The following is a 14262-nucleotide window of genomic DNA, read 5'->3' as shown; positions in this document are numbered from 1 at the left end:
CGCAGTAAGGCGGAGTCGGCCCATGCTGACAGCAATGCGGCGCGCCTTTGTTGACATATGACAAGTACCAGGCGCCAGCGCGCGGCAGTTGCCGGTGTGCCCTTGACGCTGCGCAAGCAAGTTTGCAGCGGTGAAATTCAGACCCCGACCCGGCGCTAGAATGGCTGGCGCGGCTTACTTGCCCAGCACGCGCGGTTGCGGCAATTCCGTGTGGCCAAAATCCATCATGGTCCAGCGCCCGCCCCAGCGCAGGCCCACCGATTCGGCCGTCACGCCATATAAACGGTAGCCGCGCATGGCCCAGGCATTTTTTTCAGAAATGATGAGCTTTCCTTCATGCATGAATGCGCAATCGGCCGCCAGGCCATACTGGTGATAGCTTTGAAACGCCCTCGCGTTCGTCACGTTCGGGCCGGCCGCCGCCAGTTGATCCTGGCGCGCGGGGCTGCGATAGCCTTCCAGCAAGACCATGTCATAGCCATGCACGTCTTTCATGATCCTGAACACCAGCAGCAAACGCTGCGCGAAATCGTGGTCGAGCAATTGCCAGTTGCGGCTGGCGCCGCCCAGCAGCGGACGCAGCTGCGTTACTTCCGCCGTGGAAAACAGCAGCGGCGGCAGAGTTGGCGGCGGCACCAGCTGCTCGCCTTTCAGCAAGTCGCTGACCTGGTCGTTGATGACGTGTTGCTGATCGGCATAGCCGCGCAGGGCAATGCGGTCGCTGGACAGCCAGGCCAGCAGCGGCGGCACGATGACCAGCACGCTGCCGGCCAGACTCAACCAGCGATACCGCCACAGCAGCTGCCAGGCGCGCGCCATGCCCGAGCCCGTGTGCCGTTGCACGCGCTGCCACTGCGCGCCGCTGCCGCCCTTCAAATGCTGCGCGCGCCGCTGCACGCGCCAGCCCAGGTTGACGAGCGTGTGCAGCACGATGGCGCGGCCGCCGGGAAACAGCAGCAGCCAGCAGGCAAAACAGGCCAACAGGAAATACATCAGGACCAGGGCGACGAACATGGGGCGCTCCGTGACGGGAATCGGCGGGACCGGGCAATCCATTGCTCGGCGGTATCGCTAGATCGTAGGCGTCCGCGGCCCGCATGAGCGCGGTTTACATCAAGGTCAGTCGAATTTGATCCACTGCGGAGGTGATATTTTGTCTTTACTGAAAACCGGGGATGGCCAGGGGCGCGGTCCCAACCTGCTGAGCAAAGCCGGCGCCGCTGGTGCGCGCATCGAAGGCAAGGGCATCCTGTCGCAGCTCGAACATGGCATCGCCGCGCCCGCATCCATGCCGGCCCTGCGCTGGCGCCCCGGCTGGCGGCACTGGGCCGCTGCCGCGCTGTGCCTGGCGGTGCTGGTCTCGGCCGTACTCGCCTACGATACGGAGGTTCAGCCCCTGCCCCTGCCCCTGCCGCCGGCACCCGCCATCGCCATGGCTGCGCCCGCAATGCCGGCGTCAACGGTGCTGCAACACCCGGCGCAGGCGGCCACCATCGTCAATACGGCGGCACCATCCTTGCCCGAGGTGGCAGCCGCGAGCGCGCCGCGCAAGGCGCCGCCGCCCGTGCGCCCGGCAAACGTGCGGCCACAGGGGACAAGGCCGGCTGCCGCACCCGGCGACAGCGACGTCACCCTGCTGACGGCGATGGTGGCCCATGCGCACCGGCAAGAAGGCACGACGACGCCCGTGCGCGACGTGGTGCTGCGCAGGCAGGAAGAAGAGACGGCAGAACTGTTGCAACGCTGTCAGCAGCTGGGCCTGATCGAAGGCATGCTGTGCCGCTCGCGCATCTGCTCGGGCCGCTGGGACAGCGATCCCGCCTGCCATTGATGAGCATTGACGAACCTCAGGCGCGCTCGGACACTTCGATCAGGTTGCGGTCCGGGTCGCGCAGATAGACAGAGCGGATGGGCCAATTGGCGCCCGTGCGGGCCACCGGTCCTTCCTCGATGGCAATGCCCAGCGCCGCCAGGTGGGCGATGAACACGTCGAGCGGCACGGCGGCGATGAAGCACAGATCCAGCGAGCCGGGCGTGGGCACGTCCGCCTTGGGCAGGAATTCCTTGCCGGCTTCATGCAGATTGATTTTTTGCGCGCCAAACTTGAAGGCATGACGGCCGGCACCAAACGTTTCCAGTTGCATGCCCAGCACGCGCGTATAGAAATCGATGCAGGCCGGCTTGTCGCGGGTGGTCAATACGAGGTGATCAAGGTGGTCTAGCATATATTTCTCGGGTGAGTGGCCGCGTCCATGCGGCCTTGCAAAAAGCCTTCCATCAGCGCCAGCAATGCCTGCGGCTGCTCCTGGTGCGGCGTATGGCCGCACTGTTCGACCATGGCGGGCACAGCGTTGAGCGCCTGCGCCACGATCGTGTCGACCTGGGCCGCGCTGCCGTACTGGTCCTCGCTGCCCTGCAGCACCAGCGCCGGGCATTCAATGGAGGGCAGCAGATACTCGATATTCCAGAACTGGAAGCCATAGCTGAGCCATGTATCCGACCAGGCCTTGAAGATGGTTTCCGTCTTGTCGCCATGGTATTTCGCCAGCGCGCGCAACTTGCCCGCGCCAAACGCCGCGTCCGCCACGCGGATGCCGTCAAGCGTGATATCCTCGACAAACACGTGCGCCGCTTCGGTGATGATGCCGCGCAAACGCGGCGGCTGCTGCGCCGCATAAATCAGGGCGATGCTGCCGCCGTCCGAGTGGCCGACGAGAAAATGATCCTGTCCCGGCAACAGTGCGGCCAGCACCTGCGGCAGCTCGCACAGCGCATAGTCGTGCAAGTAGTGGAGCTGGCGCCGCGCCGCCAGCGGCGACGACTGCCCATAGCCATGACGGTCATACAGCAAGCCGCGGCACCCTGTCGCCTGGCATAGCAGCGCGGGGAAATCTTTCCACATCGCACAGCAACCGAGTCCCTCGTGCAGGAATACCAGGCAGGGCTTGGCGGGGTCGCCTTCGATCAATTCGTAATAGATATCGGTTTCGGCACTCAGGTTTAGTATCGGCATGGGCTAGGCTCGCAACGGGTTCCGCATCGACAGGTCGGCTGGGCCTATTGTGCCATTGTCCTGCGCGGCATGCGTGGCGCCCCATAAAAATAGCCTGCGAGAAAAGATCCTGCCGCCTGCCTGCAAGGTGTTTGCGCCAGCACAAGCAAGCGCCGTTTTTCCGGTGGCGCCGCGCGCATTCGTCCCCTGTGTACGCCTAGAATGAATTACTCCAACAGCATGGAGCAGGCGGCTACCTTATCAGCCAGGACGTGACACTGGCCGTCACGGCAACAGATAGGGCGTCTTGCCGCACGACGACAGGCGCGGCGTCCAAACTATCGATCAGGAGTACATCATGGAAATGAAAGTAGAACATCGCACCGGCAGCAACCTGGCGCCGGAAACCACCGATCTGCCTCTGGAGCAGGACGGCCAAGCCGCGAAAGGCGCGGCCGCACAGGACCTGAACCTGAGCGCCGCCGCCTTCACCACCTACTACACGTGGACGGCCAATGGCGTGAATCCTTCGGTCAACTTCGCCAACGCCAACGTGAAAGCCAACTCGCGCGTGCTGCTCAACATCAGCGAGTATGCCGCGACGCCCCAGGACCGTTTCATCGGCGCCGCCCGCATGGCCGTGTACAACATCGCGCCCTATAACGGCGGCTTCCGTGCCTGGGTGGATATCTCGTGGGGCAGCCCGCTCAAGGTGCGTTTCGACGTGTTTGTCGATCCCTGATCCGGGAAACACCGTGCACGTCGCTGACGCACTGAAGCGATGACTGGCGTGAATGAGAAACCGTGCGCGCATGACAAAAGGGCCACGTGTTGCCACGTGGCCCTTTGCTGCTGCTTGTTCTGGCTCCCCGACCTGGACTCGAACCAGGGACCTGCGGATTAACAGTCCGTCGCTCTACCAACTGAGCTATCAGGGAAAGGAGGCCGAATTATATACGTCAAAATTTCTCGTGTCCAGTTGTTGCTGCATGGTTGCTGCATGGTTGCTGCATGGCCAGCAAAACAGGCCACCGGCGGGCGAGCCTCGCAATGTGGCAGGGGCCGTCTGCGCGGCGCCACGCAAGATAGTAGAATAGCCAGGCCTTGCTGATATGCAAGGCGCATAACGGCATGCCGGCAGCGGGGCGTCAACCACGCCGCCGCGCGGACATGCGCTTGCAAGGTCACCTTGCCCCTGGCTTACTGCTCTCACCCGACATGACAGAATCAAGCGCAACCTTGGTGGACAAAGCCGGCAGCGGCGATAGCTCGGCGGAAATTGCCAAGCATATGGCGGCCGCCATCGTGGCGCGCCAATTGCCGCCTGGCACGCGGCTGCGCGAAGAGGCGCTGTGCCGGCTGTACGGCGTCAGCCGCACCAAGATCCGCGCCGCCCTGCTCATACTCTCGAAGGACAAACTCATACGCATGGTGCCCGACAAGGGCGCCTTCGTCAGCCAGCCGACCGAGACAGAGGCGCGCGACATCTTTGCCGCGCGGCGCATCATCGAAGCGGCCCTGGCACGCGAATTCGTCGCGCGGGCCAAAGCTGCCGACTACAGGATGCTGGAGCGCCACCTGAAAGCGGAACGCCTGGCGCTGGCGCAAGCGACGCCGCTGCGCTCGCAACTGCTGGGCGACTTCCACGTCTTGCTGGCCGATATCGCCGGCAACGCCGTGCTGCGCGACATCGTGCGCGAACTGGTGGGCCGCAGCTCGCTCATCACCATGCTGTACCAGTCGGGCGACGCCGCCGCCTGCTCGTACGACGAGCACGGGCGCTTTCTCGAGGCGGCGCGCAGCGGCGACGCGGATCTTGCCGCGCGCCTGATGGTCGAACATCTGTCGCATGTGGAAGCGGCCCTGCGCTTCGACGGCAGCGCCGGCGACGCCAAGAAAGACCTGGTGGCGGCGCTGCTGATGTAGGCGGCGCCATCAAAAAAGGCCGCCGGTGCGGATGCACGGGCGGCCTTGTCGCATGCGGCGGCAAACGCGCTATTCGCCCACGCTACTCACCCAGGTAAATAAACTTGAACAGGAAGATGGCGGCGATGATGTAAGCCACCACGGATACCTGCTTGCCCTTGCCCGTCAACAGCTTCAATACAGCATAGGTGATGAAACCGAACGCGACGCCGCTGGCCACGGAATAGGTAAACGGCATCATCAAGGCCGTGATGGCGGCGGGAATGCTTTCCGTGCTGTCATCCCAGTCGATGAAGGTCAGTTCGCGCAGCATCAGGCAGGCCACGTACAGCAGCGCGGGCGCCGTCGCGTACGGCGGCACCGTGTGTGCCAGCGGGGCGAAGAACAGGCTGCCCAGGAACAGCAGCGCGACGGCCACGGCCGTCAAGCCCGTGCGTCCGCCCGCTTGCACGCCGGCCGCGCTTTCGACGAAGGCCGTGGTGCTCGACGTGCCCAGGCAGGCGCCGGCGGCAATCGCCGTGCTGTCAGCCAGCAAGGCCTTGTTCATGCGCTCCATCTTGCCGTCTTTCAGCAAGCCGGCGCGGTTGGCCACGCCCATCAGAGTGCCCGTCGCGTCAAACAGTTCGACCAGGAAAAACACCAGCACCACGTTGACGATGCCGATCGACAGAGCGCCCATGATGTCGAGCTTGAACAGGGTCGGCTCGATGGCGGGCGGCGCCGAGACGATGCCGTTGAACTGGTTGCCTCCAAAGAAGAAGCTGGCAATCGTGATAGTGAGAATGCCGATCAGGATGGCGCCCGGCACTTTCAGGCGGTCCAGCGCGACGATGATGAAAAAGCCGAGGATGGCCAGGATGGGCGCCGCCTGGTGCAAGTCGCCCAGGGCGATGATGGTGGCCGGGTTCGACACCACGATACCGGCGCTTTTCAGCGAAATGATCGCCAGGAACAGGCCGATACCGACCGTGATGGCCGTGCGCAGCGCGGGCGGAATGCTGTTGATGATCATCTCGCGCACCTTGAACAGGCTCACCAGGATGAACAGGCAGCCGGAAATGAAGACGGCGCCCAGCGCCACTTCCCAACTCATGCCCATGCCCTTGACCACCGTGTACGAAAAGTACGCATTCAAGCCCATCCCCGGCGCCAGCGCGATCGGGTAGTTCGCGTACAGGCCCATGATCAGGGTGCCGATGGCGGCCGCCAGGCAAGTGGCAACGAAAACGGAGTCTTTCGGCATGCCCGCGTCGCCGAGGATGGACGGGTTGACGAAGATGATGTAGGCCATCGTCAGGAACGTGGTCAGGCCAGCCAGCAGCTCCGTGCGCACATTGGTTCCGTTGTCCTTCAGTTTGAAATAGCGTTCCAGGAACTGCATGATTAACCCCTTGTATTGGTAAAACCGCGCGCCTGGTCTTGGCCAAGACGCATCTTTTTTTCTTGCAATAACCAGTTATTTGGTCGGTGCGCTAGCCGGCTTGAAGGCCCACCAGCGGCTGCCCGCGAAATTCCAGACCAGCCCGATGCCCGTCGCCAACACCTGCGCCAGCCAGTAATACCAGCCCAACTGGTGTACCAGCAGCCACATCAGGCCTGTATTGATGCACCAGCCGATGCCCAGCAAGGTGAAATATTTACTTGCCGCCTCGCCATGGCCCTTGTCGCTTTTAAACGTGAAAAAGTAATTGAGGAGGTAGTTGACGACGGAACCGAGGATGTAGCCGATGCCGGACGCGGCGGCGGCGCTGATGCCGGCCCATTCCACGCCGCCCCACAGCACGCTGTATTGCACGGCCGTGCCGGAAGCGCCGACGGCGGCGAAACGTAAAAATTGGTGATGCAGGGAATGGGACATTGTCAATTTTAAAATAAGGCGAACACACTCGCCAGGATAGTGCCAGAATAAAAAATGGCTACGATTGCTCGTAACCATTTTTCAGCCTGCATTTTACTGCAAGTTGCGCCCAACGTTCATATTCGCCGTCGTTTCAGCGTTCATCCTCTGCGCTGGCGGCGCCGGCGCAGCCACACAAACAGCGCGATCAGCAGCAAGATGCCCACGATGCCGCCCGGCAGCATGAACGGCTGAGCACGTGCCAGCACGGGTTTCTCGCCGCCGCTGCGCGCCTGCGCCACATATGCGGGCGTGACGGACACATCCGGGTTGCCATACTGTTTCAGCACATAATTGGCAATCGAGGCGATCTGCTCGTCCGTCAAGGGTTGCACGTAGGAACGCTGGTCGAAACGGGGCATGAACGCTTCGTGCTCCTCCCCTTCGATCTTGCGCTCGACGCCAAACAGGATGGCCGACACCAGGTTGGCCGGCGTGCTGCCGCCCGTCGCCGTGTTCTTGAACAGGGCCGGATACGCCTGGCCCGTGCTGCCGGCGCCGCTGGCCGAATGGCAGCTGGCGCAATAGCCGGAAAACAGCACGGCACCGCTGTTCAGTGAATGATGCTCGGTGGAACTGGCCATGCCCCGCAGCAGCGGTTCTTCGCTGGCGGCGCTGCCATGGCTGAAGGCAGCCTTCGTCTGGCCCGGCGCGCGCACGGGCGGCACCGTACGCAGCCAGGCAACGATGGCGGCCACGTCATCGTCGCGCAGAAATTGCAGGCTGTTCTGGATGGCTTCGGCCATGCCGCCCGCCGCCTGCCCCTTGCCTTCCACGTGGCCCGTCTTCAGGTAAGCCGTGAGTTCGGCATCCGTCCAGGCGCCGATGCCGCTGACCTTGTCGGACGTGATATTCGGCGCATGCCAGGAACCGAGCGAGGCGCCGGCCAGGGTCTGGCTGCCGATCTCCGCCATCAGCGCGTTGCGCGGCGTGTGGCAGGCGCTGCAGTGCGCCAGGCCTTCGGCCAAATAAGCGCCCCGGTTGATCTGCGCGCTCTTCGTTGGATCAGGCACAAAGCGTTTATTGTCGAGGAACAAGGTATTCCAGCCCAGCATGGACAGGCGCACATTGAACGGGAATGGCAGGGCCGTCTGGCGCGCCGGCGCATCGACGGGCTTGACGGCCTGCATGAAGTAGTAATACAGGTCGCCCACATCCGCATCCGTCAGCTGCGCATAGCTGGTGTAGGGCATGGCCGGATACAAATGGCTGCCATCGGCGCGCACGCCTTCGCGCAGGGCGCGCGCAAAATCCGCTTCGCTGTAATGCCCGATGCCGCCTGTTTTCGATGGCGTGATGTTCGTCGCGTAGATCGTGCCCAGCGGCGAATCGATGGCGTAGCCGCCCGCATACGGCTTGCCGCCCGCAGCCGTATGGCACGCCATGCAGTCGGCGGCGATGGCCAGGTAGCGGCCCCGTTCGAGGCGCGCATCGGGCTTGGCGGCCACGGGTGCGGCCGGGCGGTCCGGCGTCAGGGTGACGGGAGGAACAGGTGGCACGGCGTACGCGGCCAGCGGCAAGCTAGCTGCCAAAGCCAGGCTCAGGAATAAACGGCGCATCATGCGGCCTCCCTTGCCAGGGTGCGGGCGATGTCGTCTGCCGCGCGCAAGCCGAGCGCGGCCATGCTGAGGGTGGTGTTGACGACGCTGGCCGACGGCATGGCGCCGCCGCCCGGCAGCCACAGGTTGGCGTGATCGTGGGCACGGCAATTGCCGTCGACCACGGAGTCAAGACGATTCGAACCCATGATGACGCCGCCCATGATGTGGTTATTCGCGTTCAGGCTGTCGGTGATATGGAATTCCACGGCGCCAAACAGCTTGCCGATGTGCTTGAGCTGTGCATGCGCGGCCTTCGCGCCATCGCGCACGTAATCGCCCACGTCATAGTAAATGTCGGGACAGGCCAGGCCCAGCGGATCCTTGCGCGTCTTGCTCAAGGTCAAACGGTTGTGCGCCTCGGGCAGCGGTTCCAGGCTGATCGACAAGTCCACACCGAACGCGGCGCGGCGGCGGATCTCGTCGTCGAGATCCTTGCCTACCAGCCCCAGCTTCAACGACTGCTGGGTAGCAGGCCCCACCCGAGTGATATTGTTCAGAATCATCTTGTTGGCCGAATACTGCGCGCGGAAGGCGCCGTCGCGCGGTCCCACCAGGCAGCTGCTCTGCGCCGGGCCACGGCCCGTCCAGATCGGCTCATTGGCGAGGAAGGTACAGTGGAAACCCGAGTGGTCCATCATGTTGCGGCCCACCTGGTCCGAACTGTTGGCGATGCCGTTCGGATTGTTCTGGTTCGCCGCCAGCAACAACAGGCGCGGCGTCTCGATGCCGTTGCATGCGATCACGAAAGCCTTGCCGGTCGCCATGTGCGACTGCTTCTTGGCGTCGTACCAGTGCACGGCGGTGACGCGGTTGTTCTGATCCGTATCGATGCGGTAGACGACGGCCTCGGCCAATACGCCGGCGCCTTTCAGCTCGGCCCGCTCCACGTGGTGGATGCCGTTGTACATGGCGCCGATGGGGCAGATCGGCTGGCAATTGTTGTTGCCGCAGCAAGTCGGACGGCCCTGCCACGGGCGCGTCGAGCGGCCTTGCGGGATCGGCACGGAGCGGTAGCCGTGCGGGTTGACCACTTCGGCGAAACGCTTGTCGCCATAGCCCCAGGGCACCATGTCCATCGGGTATGGCGCACTGCGCTCGCTCGGCGATTGCAGCGCCGGATCGTTGGGGCCGGCCACGCCCATTTCCTGCTCGGCGCGGCAATAGTACGGTTCCAGCTCGTCATAGGAAATGGCCCAGTCGCGCCCTACCCCGTAATCGCTCTTCATGCGCATGTCGGATGGCAAGTGGCGCCAGCACGACGCGGCCCAGTGCCAGGTCGTGCCGCCCACCGTGCGCAGATAGCCCTGCTGAAAACTGCTGCCGTTGGGGCCAGACACTTCCACGTAATTATTCTTCGGGAAATACAGGGGCGCGGGCGCATTCTCGGCCTGCGGATACAGGCCCTGGAAGTCGGAACCGACGCGGTTTTCGAACGGCATGTTGCGCCAGTTTTCCACGGCTTGCCCGCGCTCGATGCGCAGGCCCGCTTCCAGCATGATCACGGAGTGACCCTGCGCAGCCAGCTGGTCGGCCATCATGGCGCCGACAACGCCGGTGCCGACGATGACGACATCGGCGACGACGTCGCCATTACTCTTGAATTGGGGTGATTTCATTTTGCTTGCTTGCCTTTCGTTTCGGGAGTGCCGGTGGTGGCCGGGGCCGGTACAGGTTTTGGCGCCACGGGCGCGGAGACGCGCACGGCCGGCGGCGCCTTCAACCACCACAGGGGGCCGTAATTGCAATACGTGGGCACGACCTGGCCATCGGCCACCGTGCGGTACATCAAGGCCTCGGCGTAGGCGACTACGATGGATTTCGTGCCCTGCGCCGCGTTGCCGGCGACAGTGCCCGTGTACCAGGCGGCGACGATGGCCAGCGCCAGCTCGCGCAAGCCGGCATCCGCGGCGGTGGCGGCCGCCAGCAAGGCCTTGGCTTCCTGGCCCGTGACGAGCAGCGCGCCCAGTTGCGGCAAGCGCTCGGCGAAGCCGGGCACGTTGCTGCGCATGGCTTGTTCCATGCGCGCCGCCGTCGCGGTGGACAGGTCGCGGTGGCCCGTGATGGTTTGCGACAAGGTATAGAACAGCATGGTGGCGGACACCACGCCCGTCGCGGGAACGCTGGCCGGCGCCTGCATGGCGGCGGACAGGGGATTGCTCCAGAAACCGGCCTGCGCCAGCAAGGCGGCCAGGCCAATCAGGGCGTGGCGGCGGCTGATACGGGGAAGGGATGAAGCGGATGTTGCAGATGGTTCAGTGCCTGGATGGTTCATGAGACTCCCGCAAGACTTGTTGTTTTATTGACTTCGATGATTGCGCCACATTGCATTTGCGCATAAATGGAACCGGTTCCATATTATCCTACAGAAGTAAATAGTCTGCCAATGTAGTACTACTACTGAGGCACTGGCTGGTGCAATGCCTGCAGGGATGCAGGCGTTTCGCGCAGGCAAAACGCCAGTCCCGGCTGGCCGCCCAGGCGGTAATGGAAGTCGAGCACGCTGCCGCCAGGCAGACTTGGCTTGCCCGGCAAGGGCAGTGGAAGGTTCAGGCTGCACTCATGGTCGCCCAGAACGATGTCGCCATGCACGCGGATGCGCGTCAGCAAGCGCGGCGCCTGTTCCAGCACGTCGGGCAGGCGGATGCTGGCGGCCGGCAAACTGTCGCCCGGCTCACCCTGCCAAGTGCGCAAGGCGTCCGCATCGAGTGCAAACACGCGGCCCCAGTCGGTGCACGGTTCGCCCGGCGCGCGCCGGTCCAGGCCCAGGTGCACGGTGACGGCCGCCGGCAACAGCGCCGCCGCAGGCGCTTGCGCGTGCAGATTGCGCAGGATGGCTACCTGCGGCTCCTTGCCCAGCGCCGTATTCATGGTTTCGCTGACGATCACATCCGGTGTGGCGCCGGCAGGCATTTGATAGGCGGCCGCGTCGGCGCAAAGGTAGTCCGTCACATGGCCGTCCAGGCCCAGGACTGCAATCAGCTCGCGCGCATACGCCAGCGTCTCCGCGTGCACGTCGAGGATGGCAAACTGCACCTGCTTCGCATCGAGCAAGGCCATCACCGGCAAGGCCAGCAGGGCGAACGGGCCGCAACCCGCATACAGCACGCGTACGGGCCGCCCGCCGCTCACGTCCAGGCGCTCGCGCACGGCCAGCGCCAGGCCCTGGATGAAGGCAGCGCTGCGGTAGGGCTCGCGCGCGCACAGTCCCGCCTGCACGGGCGAGATGGCCCAGCCGCTGGGAAGAAAACTCTCGCCATCGCGCAAGCCGTCCTGCCGGTCCATGGACAGGCGCGAATGGCGCTCGACGAGCTGGCGCAATTGCACCGTTTCGCCGACCAGGCTGGCCAGGGAACGCCGCGGATCGCACAGCGCGGCCGCGATGGCGGCCAGTTCCGCTCGCGCCGAAGTCACGCGCAACTCCACGCATCACTCCACGGATAAGGCAGGATAAAGACAGAATGCATGGCGGCTTCCTTGAAATGATTGCAAGTACGCGGAAAAATTGGCAGCATAGCAAATAAATACACGCCTGCGCATTTGCCACAACCTGCCGGAGCACCGATGCACAACTTACCGCTTTCCGCCCCCTACCAGTTGCGCGTCCAGCGCGACGACGACGATGGCTTTGCCGCCGCGCTGTACAGCTCCACGCGCGACGACTTGCGCCAGATGCCGGCCGAGCCCGCCGTCATCGAACAGCTGATCGCCATGCAGCGCCGCATGCAAAGCCACGGTTACCGCCAGGCGTATCCGCACGCCGTATACCTGGTGCTGCAGCACGGCACTATCCCCATCGGCCGCCTGGTCCTGGAGCGCCAGGATCAGGTGCTGCACCTGGTCGACATCGCCATCCTGCCTGCCGCGCAAGGCCAGGGCGCCGGCAGCGCCGTGCTGCGCGGCCTGCAGGCGCAAGCCAGTGCGGAGCAATTACACCTCCACCTAGCCGTCAACAAAAGCAACACCGCCGCGCGCGCGCTGTACCAGCGGCTGGGCTTTCGCCTGCGCGGGGAAAACGACGTCCAGGAGCAACTGGAATGGAGCGCACCCTAGTGCCGGCGCAAAATACCCCCAGCACCTGGCTGCAACTGCCGCTGCGCTTCGACGTGGCGCGCATGCAAGGCGACAGCGACCAGTTCTCCACCAGCGAGTGGATCAGCCATTTCAACACGGGCGCCTATGAAAACGGCTGGAGCTGCGTGCCGCTGCGCTCGCCTGACGGAGCAGCCGGCGACATCATGCCCGTCGATGGCGCCGCCTACGCCGCCACGCCGCAGCTGGCGCGCTGTCCCGGCCTGCGCGAAGTGCTCGCCAGCTTCGCCTGCGATATCCGCGCCGCGCGCCTGATGGCCCTGGCGCCGGGCGCCGTCATCCGCGCGCACCGCGACGCCGGCACGTCGCTGGCCGATGGCTTGATCCGCATCCACATCCCCATCCACACTTCGCCACAGGTGTTGTTTACCATCGATGGCGAGAGCGTGCACTTTACGGCCGGCCACGCCTGGTACATGGACGCCAGCTGCCTGCACGCGGTGCACAACCAGGGCACGGCGCCGCGCATCCACCTCGTGCTCGACTGCGTCACCAATGCCTGGCTCGAAGCGCTGTTCGCCTCGGCCGGCTTCGTGCCGAAAGCGGCCCCAAAATATGGCGATCCCTGCATCAACGATGGCAATGTGCGGGCCGTCATCGCCCAGCTGCGACTGTCGCCCTCGCCTGCCAGCCTGGCCTTGGCAAGCCAACTGTCTGCCTTGGCAGACGGGGTCGCCCCGTGAGCGCCGCGCCGGGCCTTGCGCAGCAGGAACGTCTGCTGGCCAGGGGCGAGACGGTGACGTGGCACGAGGGCATGGATCTGCGCGGCTGGTATCCGCTGTACGTGGAGCGTGGCGAAACATTGGCGGACGCCACCATGTGCTGGCGCCACCTGGGAAAAACACCTTTCAACGACGCCTTTTTTGTCAACACCCTGGCGCGCCAGCCGCACGAGGAGCGCCGCGTCTGCCGCACGCCGCTGGCGGCGCTGGCCATGGTGGCCACGCTGGGCGATGGCCTGGCGCCCGACGCCTTCATCTTCCACGTCTCGCGCTGCGGCTCAACCCTGCTGAGCCAGTTGCTGGCATCCCTGCCGCAATGCATCGTCATGTCCGAGCCGCCCGTCATCGATTCGCTGCTGCGGCTGCATCACGATGGCATGGCGGGCAGCGACAGCATCGCCCTGCTGCGCCAGGCCATCCTGGCCCTCGGCCGGCGCCGCTCGGGCGACGAGACGCATTTCATCATCAAGTTCGACTGCTGGCACATCCACAGCCTGGACTTGCTGCGGCAAGCGTTTCCCGGCACGCCCTGCCTGTTCGTCTACCGCGAACCGCTGGCCGTGCTGGCCTCGCACCAGCGCCAGCGCGGACCGCAAATGGTGCCCGGCATGCTGCATCCGGCACAGCTGCCGCTGCCCGCGCACCTGCTGACGCCGGGCGATATCGATGGCTACACGGGCCTCGTGCTGGCCAGCCTGTTCGACGCCGCCCTGCCTCATGCTGCCGCAGGCCAGCTGCAGTTAATTAACTACAAGCAATTGCCAGACATCGTGTTCAGCGATTTGCTGGCCCGTTTCGGCATCACCTCCACGGCGGCGCAATTGCAAGCGATGCACGCGCAAGGCGGTGTGCATGCAAAGTACGGCACGGCTTACCACGGCGATCCGCCCGTGCCAGCAACAGACGGCCTGGCTGCCATCGCCGCGCAGTTACAGCCCGGCTATCTGGCGCTGGAAGCGTTGCGGCTGCCTGCAAGGCAAGGCCAATGATTTCTATGAAACCAACCTCTGACAACCTGAAATTGACCCTCACACC

General features: G+C 64.4%; 15 protein-coding genes and 1 tRNA gene. 6 read left to right on the top strand and 10 right to left on the bottom strand.

What is annotated here, in order from left to right; all coding sequences use genetic code 11:
• Positions 1 to 174: 174 nt before the first annotated feature.
• On the bottom strand, positions 175 to 1014 hold the full coding sequence (locus tag SJI03_RS19045) for a M15 family metallopeptidase (RefSeq protein WP_322428221.1): 840 nt from the start codon (positions 1012 to 1014) through the stop codon (positions 175 to 177).
• Positions 1015 to 1153: 139 nt separating this feature from the next.
• On the opposite strand from SJI03_RS19045, the gene SJI03_RS19040 reads away from it, so the two are divergent.
• The gene (locus SJI03_RS19040) at positions 1154 to 1831 is read left to right on the top strand and encodes a hypothetical protein (protein ID WP_322428220.1); all 678 of its coding nucleotides are present in this window, start codon (positions 1154 to 1156) and stop codon (positions 1829 to 1831) included.
• 16 nt (positions 1832 to 1847) lie between these two features.
• On the opposite strand, the gene SJI03_RS19035 is transcribed toward SJI03_RS19040, so the two are convergent.
• Both SJI03_RS19035 and SJI03_RS19030 read right to left on the bottom strand, forming a co-directional pair.
• Positions 1848 to 2225 (bottom strand): VOC family protein, encoded by a 378-nt coding sequence (locus tag SJI03_RS19035; RefSeq protein ID WP_035820641.1) that lies wholly within the window; start codon positions 2223 to 2225, stop codon positions 1848 to 1850.
• On the bottom strand, positions 2219 to 3013 hold the full coding sequence (locus tag SJI03_RS19030) for an alpha/beta hydrolase (protein WP_322428219.1): 795 nt from the start codon (positions 3011 to 3013) through the stop codon (positions 2219 to 2221). Before SJI03_RS19030 ends, SJI03_RS19035 begins: the two co-directional genes overlap by 7 nt.
• A gap of 337 nt (positions 3014 to 3350) precedes the next feature.
• Here SJI03_RS19030 and SJI03_RS19025 point away from each other — a divergent pair, with 337 nt between their 5' ends.
• A complete protein-coding gene (locus SJI03_RS19025; RefSeq protein ID WP_233516153.1) occupies positions 3351 to 3734 on the top strand; it encodes a hypothetical protein in 384 nt (127 codons plus the stop codon).
• A gap of 120 nt (positions 3735 to 3854) precedes the next feature.
• Here the strand turns inward: SJI03_RS19025 and SJI03_RS19020 are convergent.
• Positions 3855 to 3930: transfer RNA gene (locus SJI03_RS19020), tRNA-Asn, on the bottom strand.
• Between the two features lie 280 nt (positions 3931 to 4210).
• Here SJI03_RS19020 and SJI03_RS19015 point away from each other — a divergent pair.
• Positions 4211 to 4918 (top strand): GntR family transcriptional regulator, encoded by a 708-nt coding sequence (locus SJI03_RS19015; protein WP_416208769.1) that lies wholly within the window; start codon positions 4211 to 4213, stop codon positions 4916 to 4918.
• A gap of 82 nt (positions 4919 to 5000) precedes the next feature.
• Here SJI03_RS19015 and SJI03_RS19010 read toward each other — a convergent pair whose 3' ends face one another.
• The 6 genes from SJI03_RS19010 to SJI03_RS18985 form a co-directional block, all read right to left on the bottom strand.
• Complete coding sequence (locus SJI03_RS19010; RefSeq protein ID WP_035820652.1) at positions 5001 to 6299, bottom strand: NCS2 family permease; 1299 nt, start codon at positions 6297 to 6299, stop codon at positions 5001 to 5003.
• A 75-nt stretch (positions 6300 to 6374) separates the two neighbouring features.
• Positions 6375 to 6776, bottom strand: a complete 402-nt coding sequence (locus SJI03_RS19005; protein ID WP_322428218.1) for a GtrA family protein — start codon at positions 6774 to 6776, stop codon at positions 6375 to 6377.
• A gap of 140 nt (positions 6777 to 6916) precedes the next feature.
• A complete protein-coding gene (locus tag SJI03_RS19000; RefSeq protein ID WP_322428217.1) occupies positions 6917 to 8377 on the bottom strand; it encodes a c-type cytochrome in 1461 nt (486 codons plus the stop codon).
• On the bottom strand, positions 8374 to 10032 hold the full coding sequence (locus tag SJI03_RS18995; RefSeq protein ID WP_322428216.1) for a GMC family oxidoreductase: 1659 nt from the start codon (positions 10030 to 10032) through the stop codon (positions 8374 to 8376). Before SJI03_RS18995 ends, SJI03_RS19000 begins: the two co-directional genes overlap by 4 nt.
• Positions 10029 to 10688, bottom strand: a complete 660-nt coding sequence (locus SJI03_RS18990; RefSeq protein ID WP_322428215.1) for a sugar dehydrogenase complex small subunit — start codon at positions 10686 to 10688, stop codon at positions 10029 to 10031. The genes SJI03_RS18995 and SJI03_RS18990 overlap by 4 nt, the downstream gene beginning before the upstream one ends.
• Positions 10689 to 10810: 122 nt before the next feature.
• Entirely contained in the window at positions 10811 to 11827 is a 1017-nt protein-coding gene (locus SJI03_RS18985) for a hypothetical protein (protein WP_322428214.1), read from the bottom strand.
• A gap of 150 nt (positions 11828 to 11977) precedes the next feature.
• Between SJI03_RS18985 and SJI03_RS18980 the strand changes: the two genes are divergently transcribed.
• Genes SJI03_RS18980 through SJI03_RS18970 form a run of 3 tightly spaced genes read left to right on the top strand, consistent with a single transcriptional unit; the run spans position 11978 to position 14216 of the window.
• Positions 11978 to 12466, top strand: coding sequence for a GNAT family N-acetyltransferase (locus tag SJI03_RS18980; protein WP_322428213.1), 489 nt, complete (start codon positions 11978 to 11980; stop codon positions 12464 to 12466).
• Entirely contained in the window at positions 12451 to 13188 is a 738-nt protein-coding gene (locus tag SJI03_RS18975; RefSeq protein WP_322428212.1) for an aspartyl/asparaginyl beta-hydroxylase domain-containing protein, read from the top strand. The genes SJI03_RS18980 and SJI03_RS18975 overlap by 16 nt, the downstream gene beginning before the upstream one ends.
• Positions 13185 to 14216: a hypothetical protein gene (locus tag SJI03_RS18970; RefSeq protein WP_322428211.1), complete on the top strand. Its 1032-nt coding sequence runs from the start codon at positions 13185 to 13187 to the stop codon at positions 14214 to 14216. The genes SJI03_RS18975 and SJI03_RS18970 overlap by 4 nt, the downstream gene beginning before the upstream one ends.
• Positions 14217 to 14262 lie beyond the last annotated feature (46 nt).

Origin of the sequence: Janthinobacterium sp. GMG1 (genome assembly GCF_034427795.1) — a bacterium.
Lineage (GTDB): Bacteria > Pseudomonadota > Gammaproteobacteria > Burkholderiales > Burkholderiaceae_D > Janthinobacterium.
This window is presented reverse-complemented; position numbering and strand designations above follow the sequence as displayed.

What these genes read in the sequence shown, in the direction of transcription:
- SJI03_RS19045 (WP_322428221.1), bottom strand. Translation starts at nt 1,014, where the DNA reads ATGTTCGTCGCCCTGGTCCTGATGTATTTCCTGTTGGCCTGTTTTGCC.
- SJI03_RS19035 (WP_035820641.1), bottom strand. Translation starts at nt 2,225, where the DNA reads ATGCTAGACCACCTTGATCACCTCGTATTGACCACCCGCGACAAGCCG.
- SJI03_RS19030 (WP_322428219.1), bottom strand. Translation starts at nt 3,013, where the DNA reads ATGCCGATACTAAACCTGAGTGCCGAAACCGATATCTATTACGAATTG.
- SJI03_RS19025 (WP_233516153.1), top strand. Translation starts at nt 3,351, where the DNA reads ATGGAAATGAAAGTAGAACATCGCACCGGCAGCAACCTGGCGCCGGAA.
- SJI03_RS19015 (WP_416208769.1), top strand. Translation starts at nt 4,211, where the DNA reads ATGACAGAATCAAGCGCAACCTTGGTGGACAAAGCCGGCAGCGGCGAT.
- SJI03_RS19010 (WP_035820652.1), bottom strand. Translation starts at nt 6,299, where the DNA reads ATGCAGTTCCTGGAACGCTATTTCAAACTGAAGGACAACGGAACCAAT.
- SJI03_RS19005 (WP_322428218.1), bottom strand. Translation starts at nt 6,776, where the DNA reads ATGTCCCATTCCCTGCATCACCAATTTTTACGTTTCGCCGCCGTCGGC.
- SJI03_RS19000 (WP_322428217.1), bottom strand. Translation starts at nt 8,377, where the DNA reads ATGATGCGCCGTTTATTCCTGAGCCTGGCTTTGGCAGCTAGCTTGCCG.
- SJI03_RS18995 (WP_322428216.1), bottom strand. Translation starts at nt 10,032, where the DNA reads ATGAAATCACCCCAATTCAAGAGTAATGGCGACGTCGTCGCCGATGTC.
- SJI03_RS18990 (WP_322428215.1), bottom strand. Translation starts at nt 10,688, where the DNA reads ATGAACCATCCAGGCACTGAACCATCTGCAACATCCGCTTCATCCCTT.
- SJI03_RS18980 (WP_322428213.1), top strand. Translation starts at nt 11,978, where the DNA reads ATGCACAACTTACCGCTTTCCGCCCCCTACCAGTTGCGCGTCCAGCGC.
- SJI03_RS18975 (WP_322428212.1), top strand. Translation starts at nt 12,451, where the DNA reads ATGGAGCGCACCCTAGTGCCGGCGCAAAATACCCCCAGCACCTGGCTG.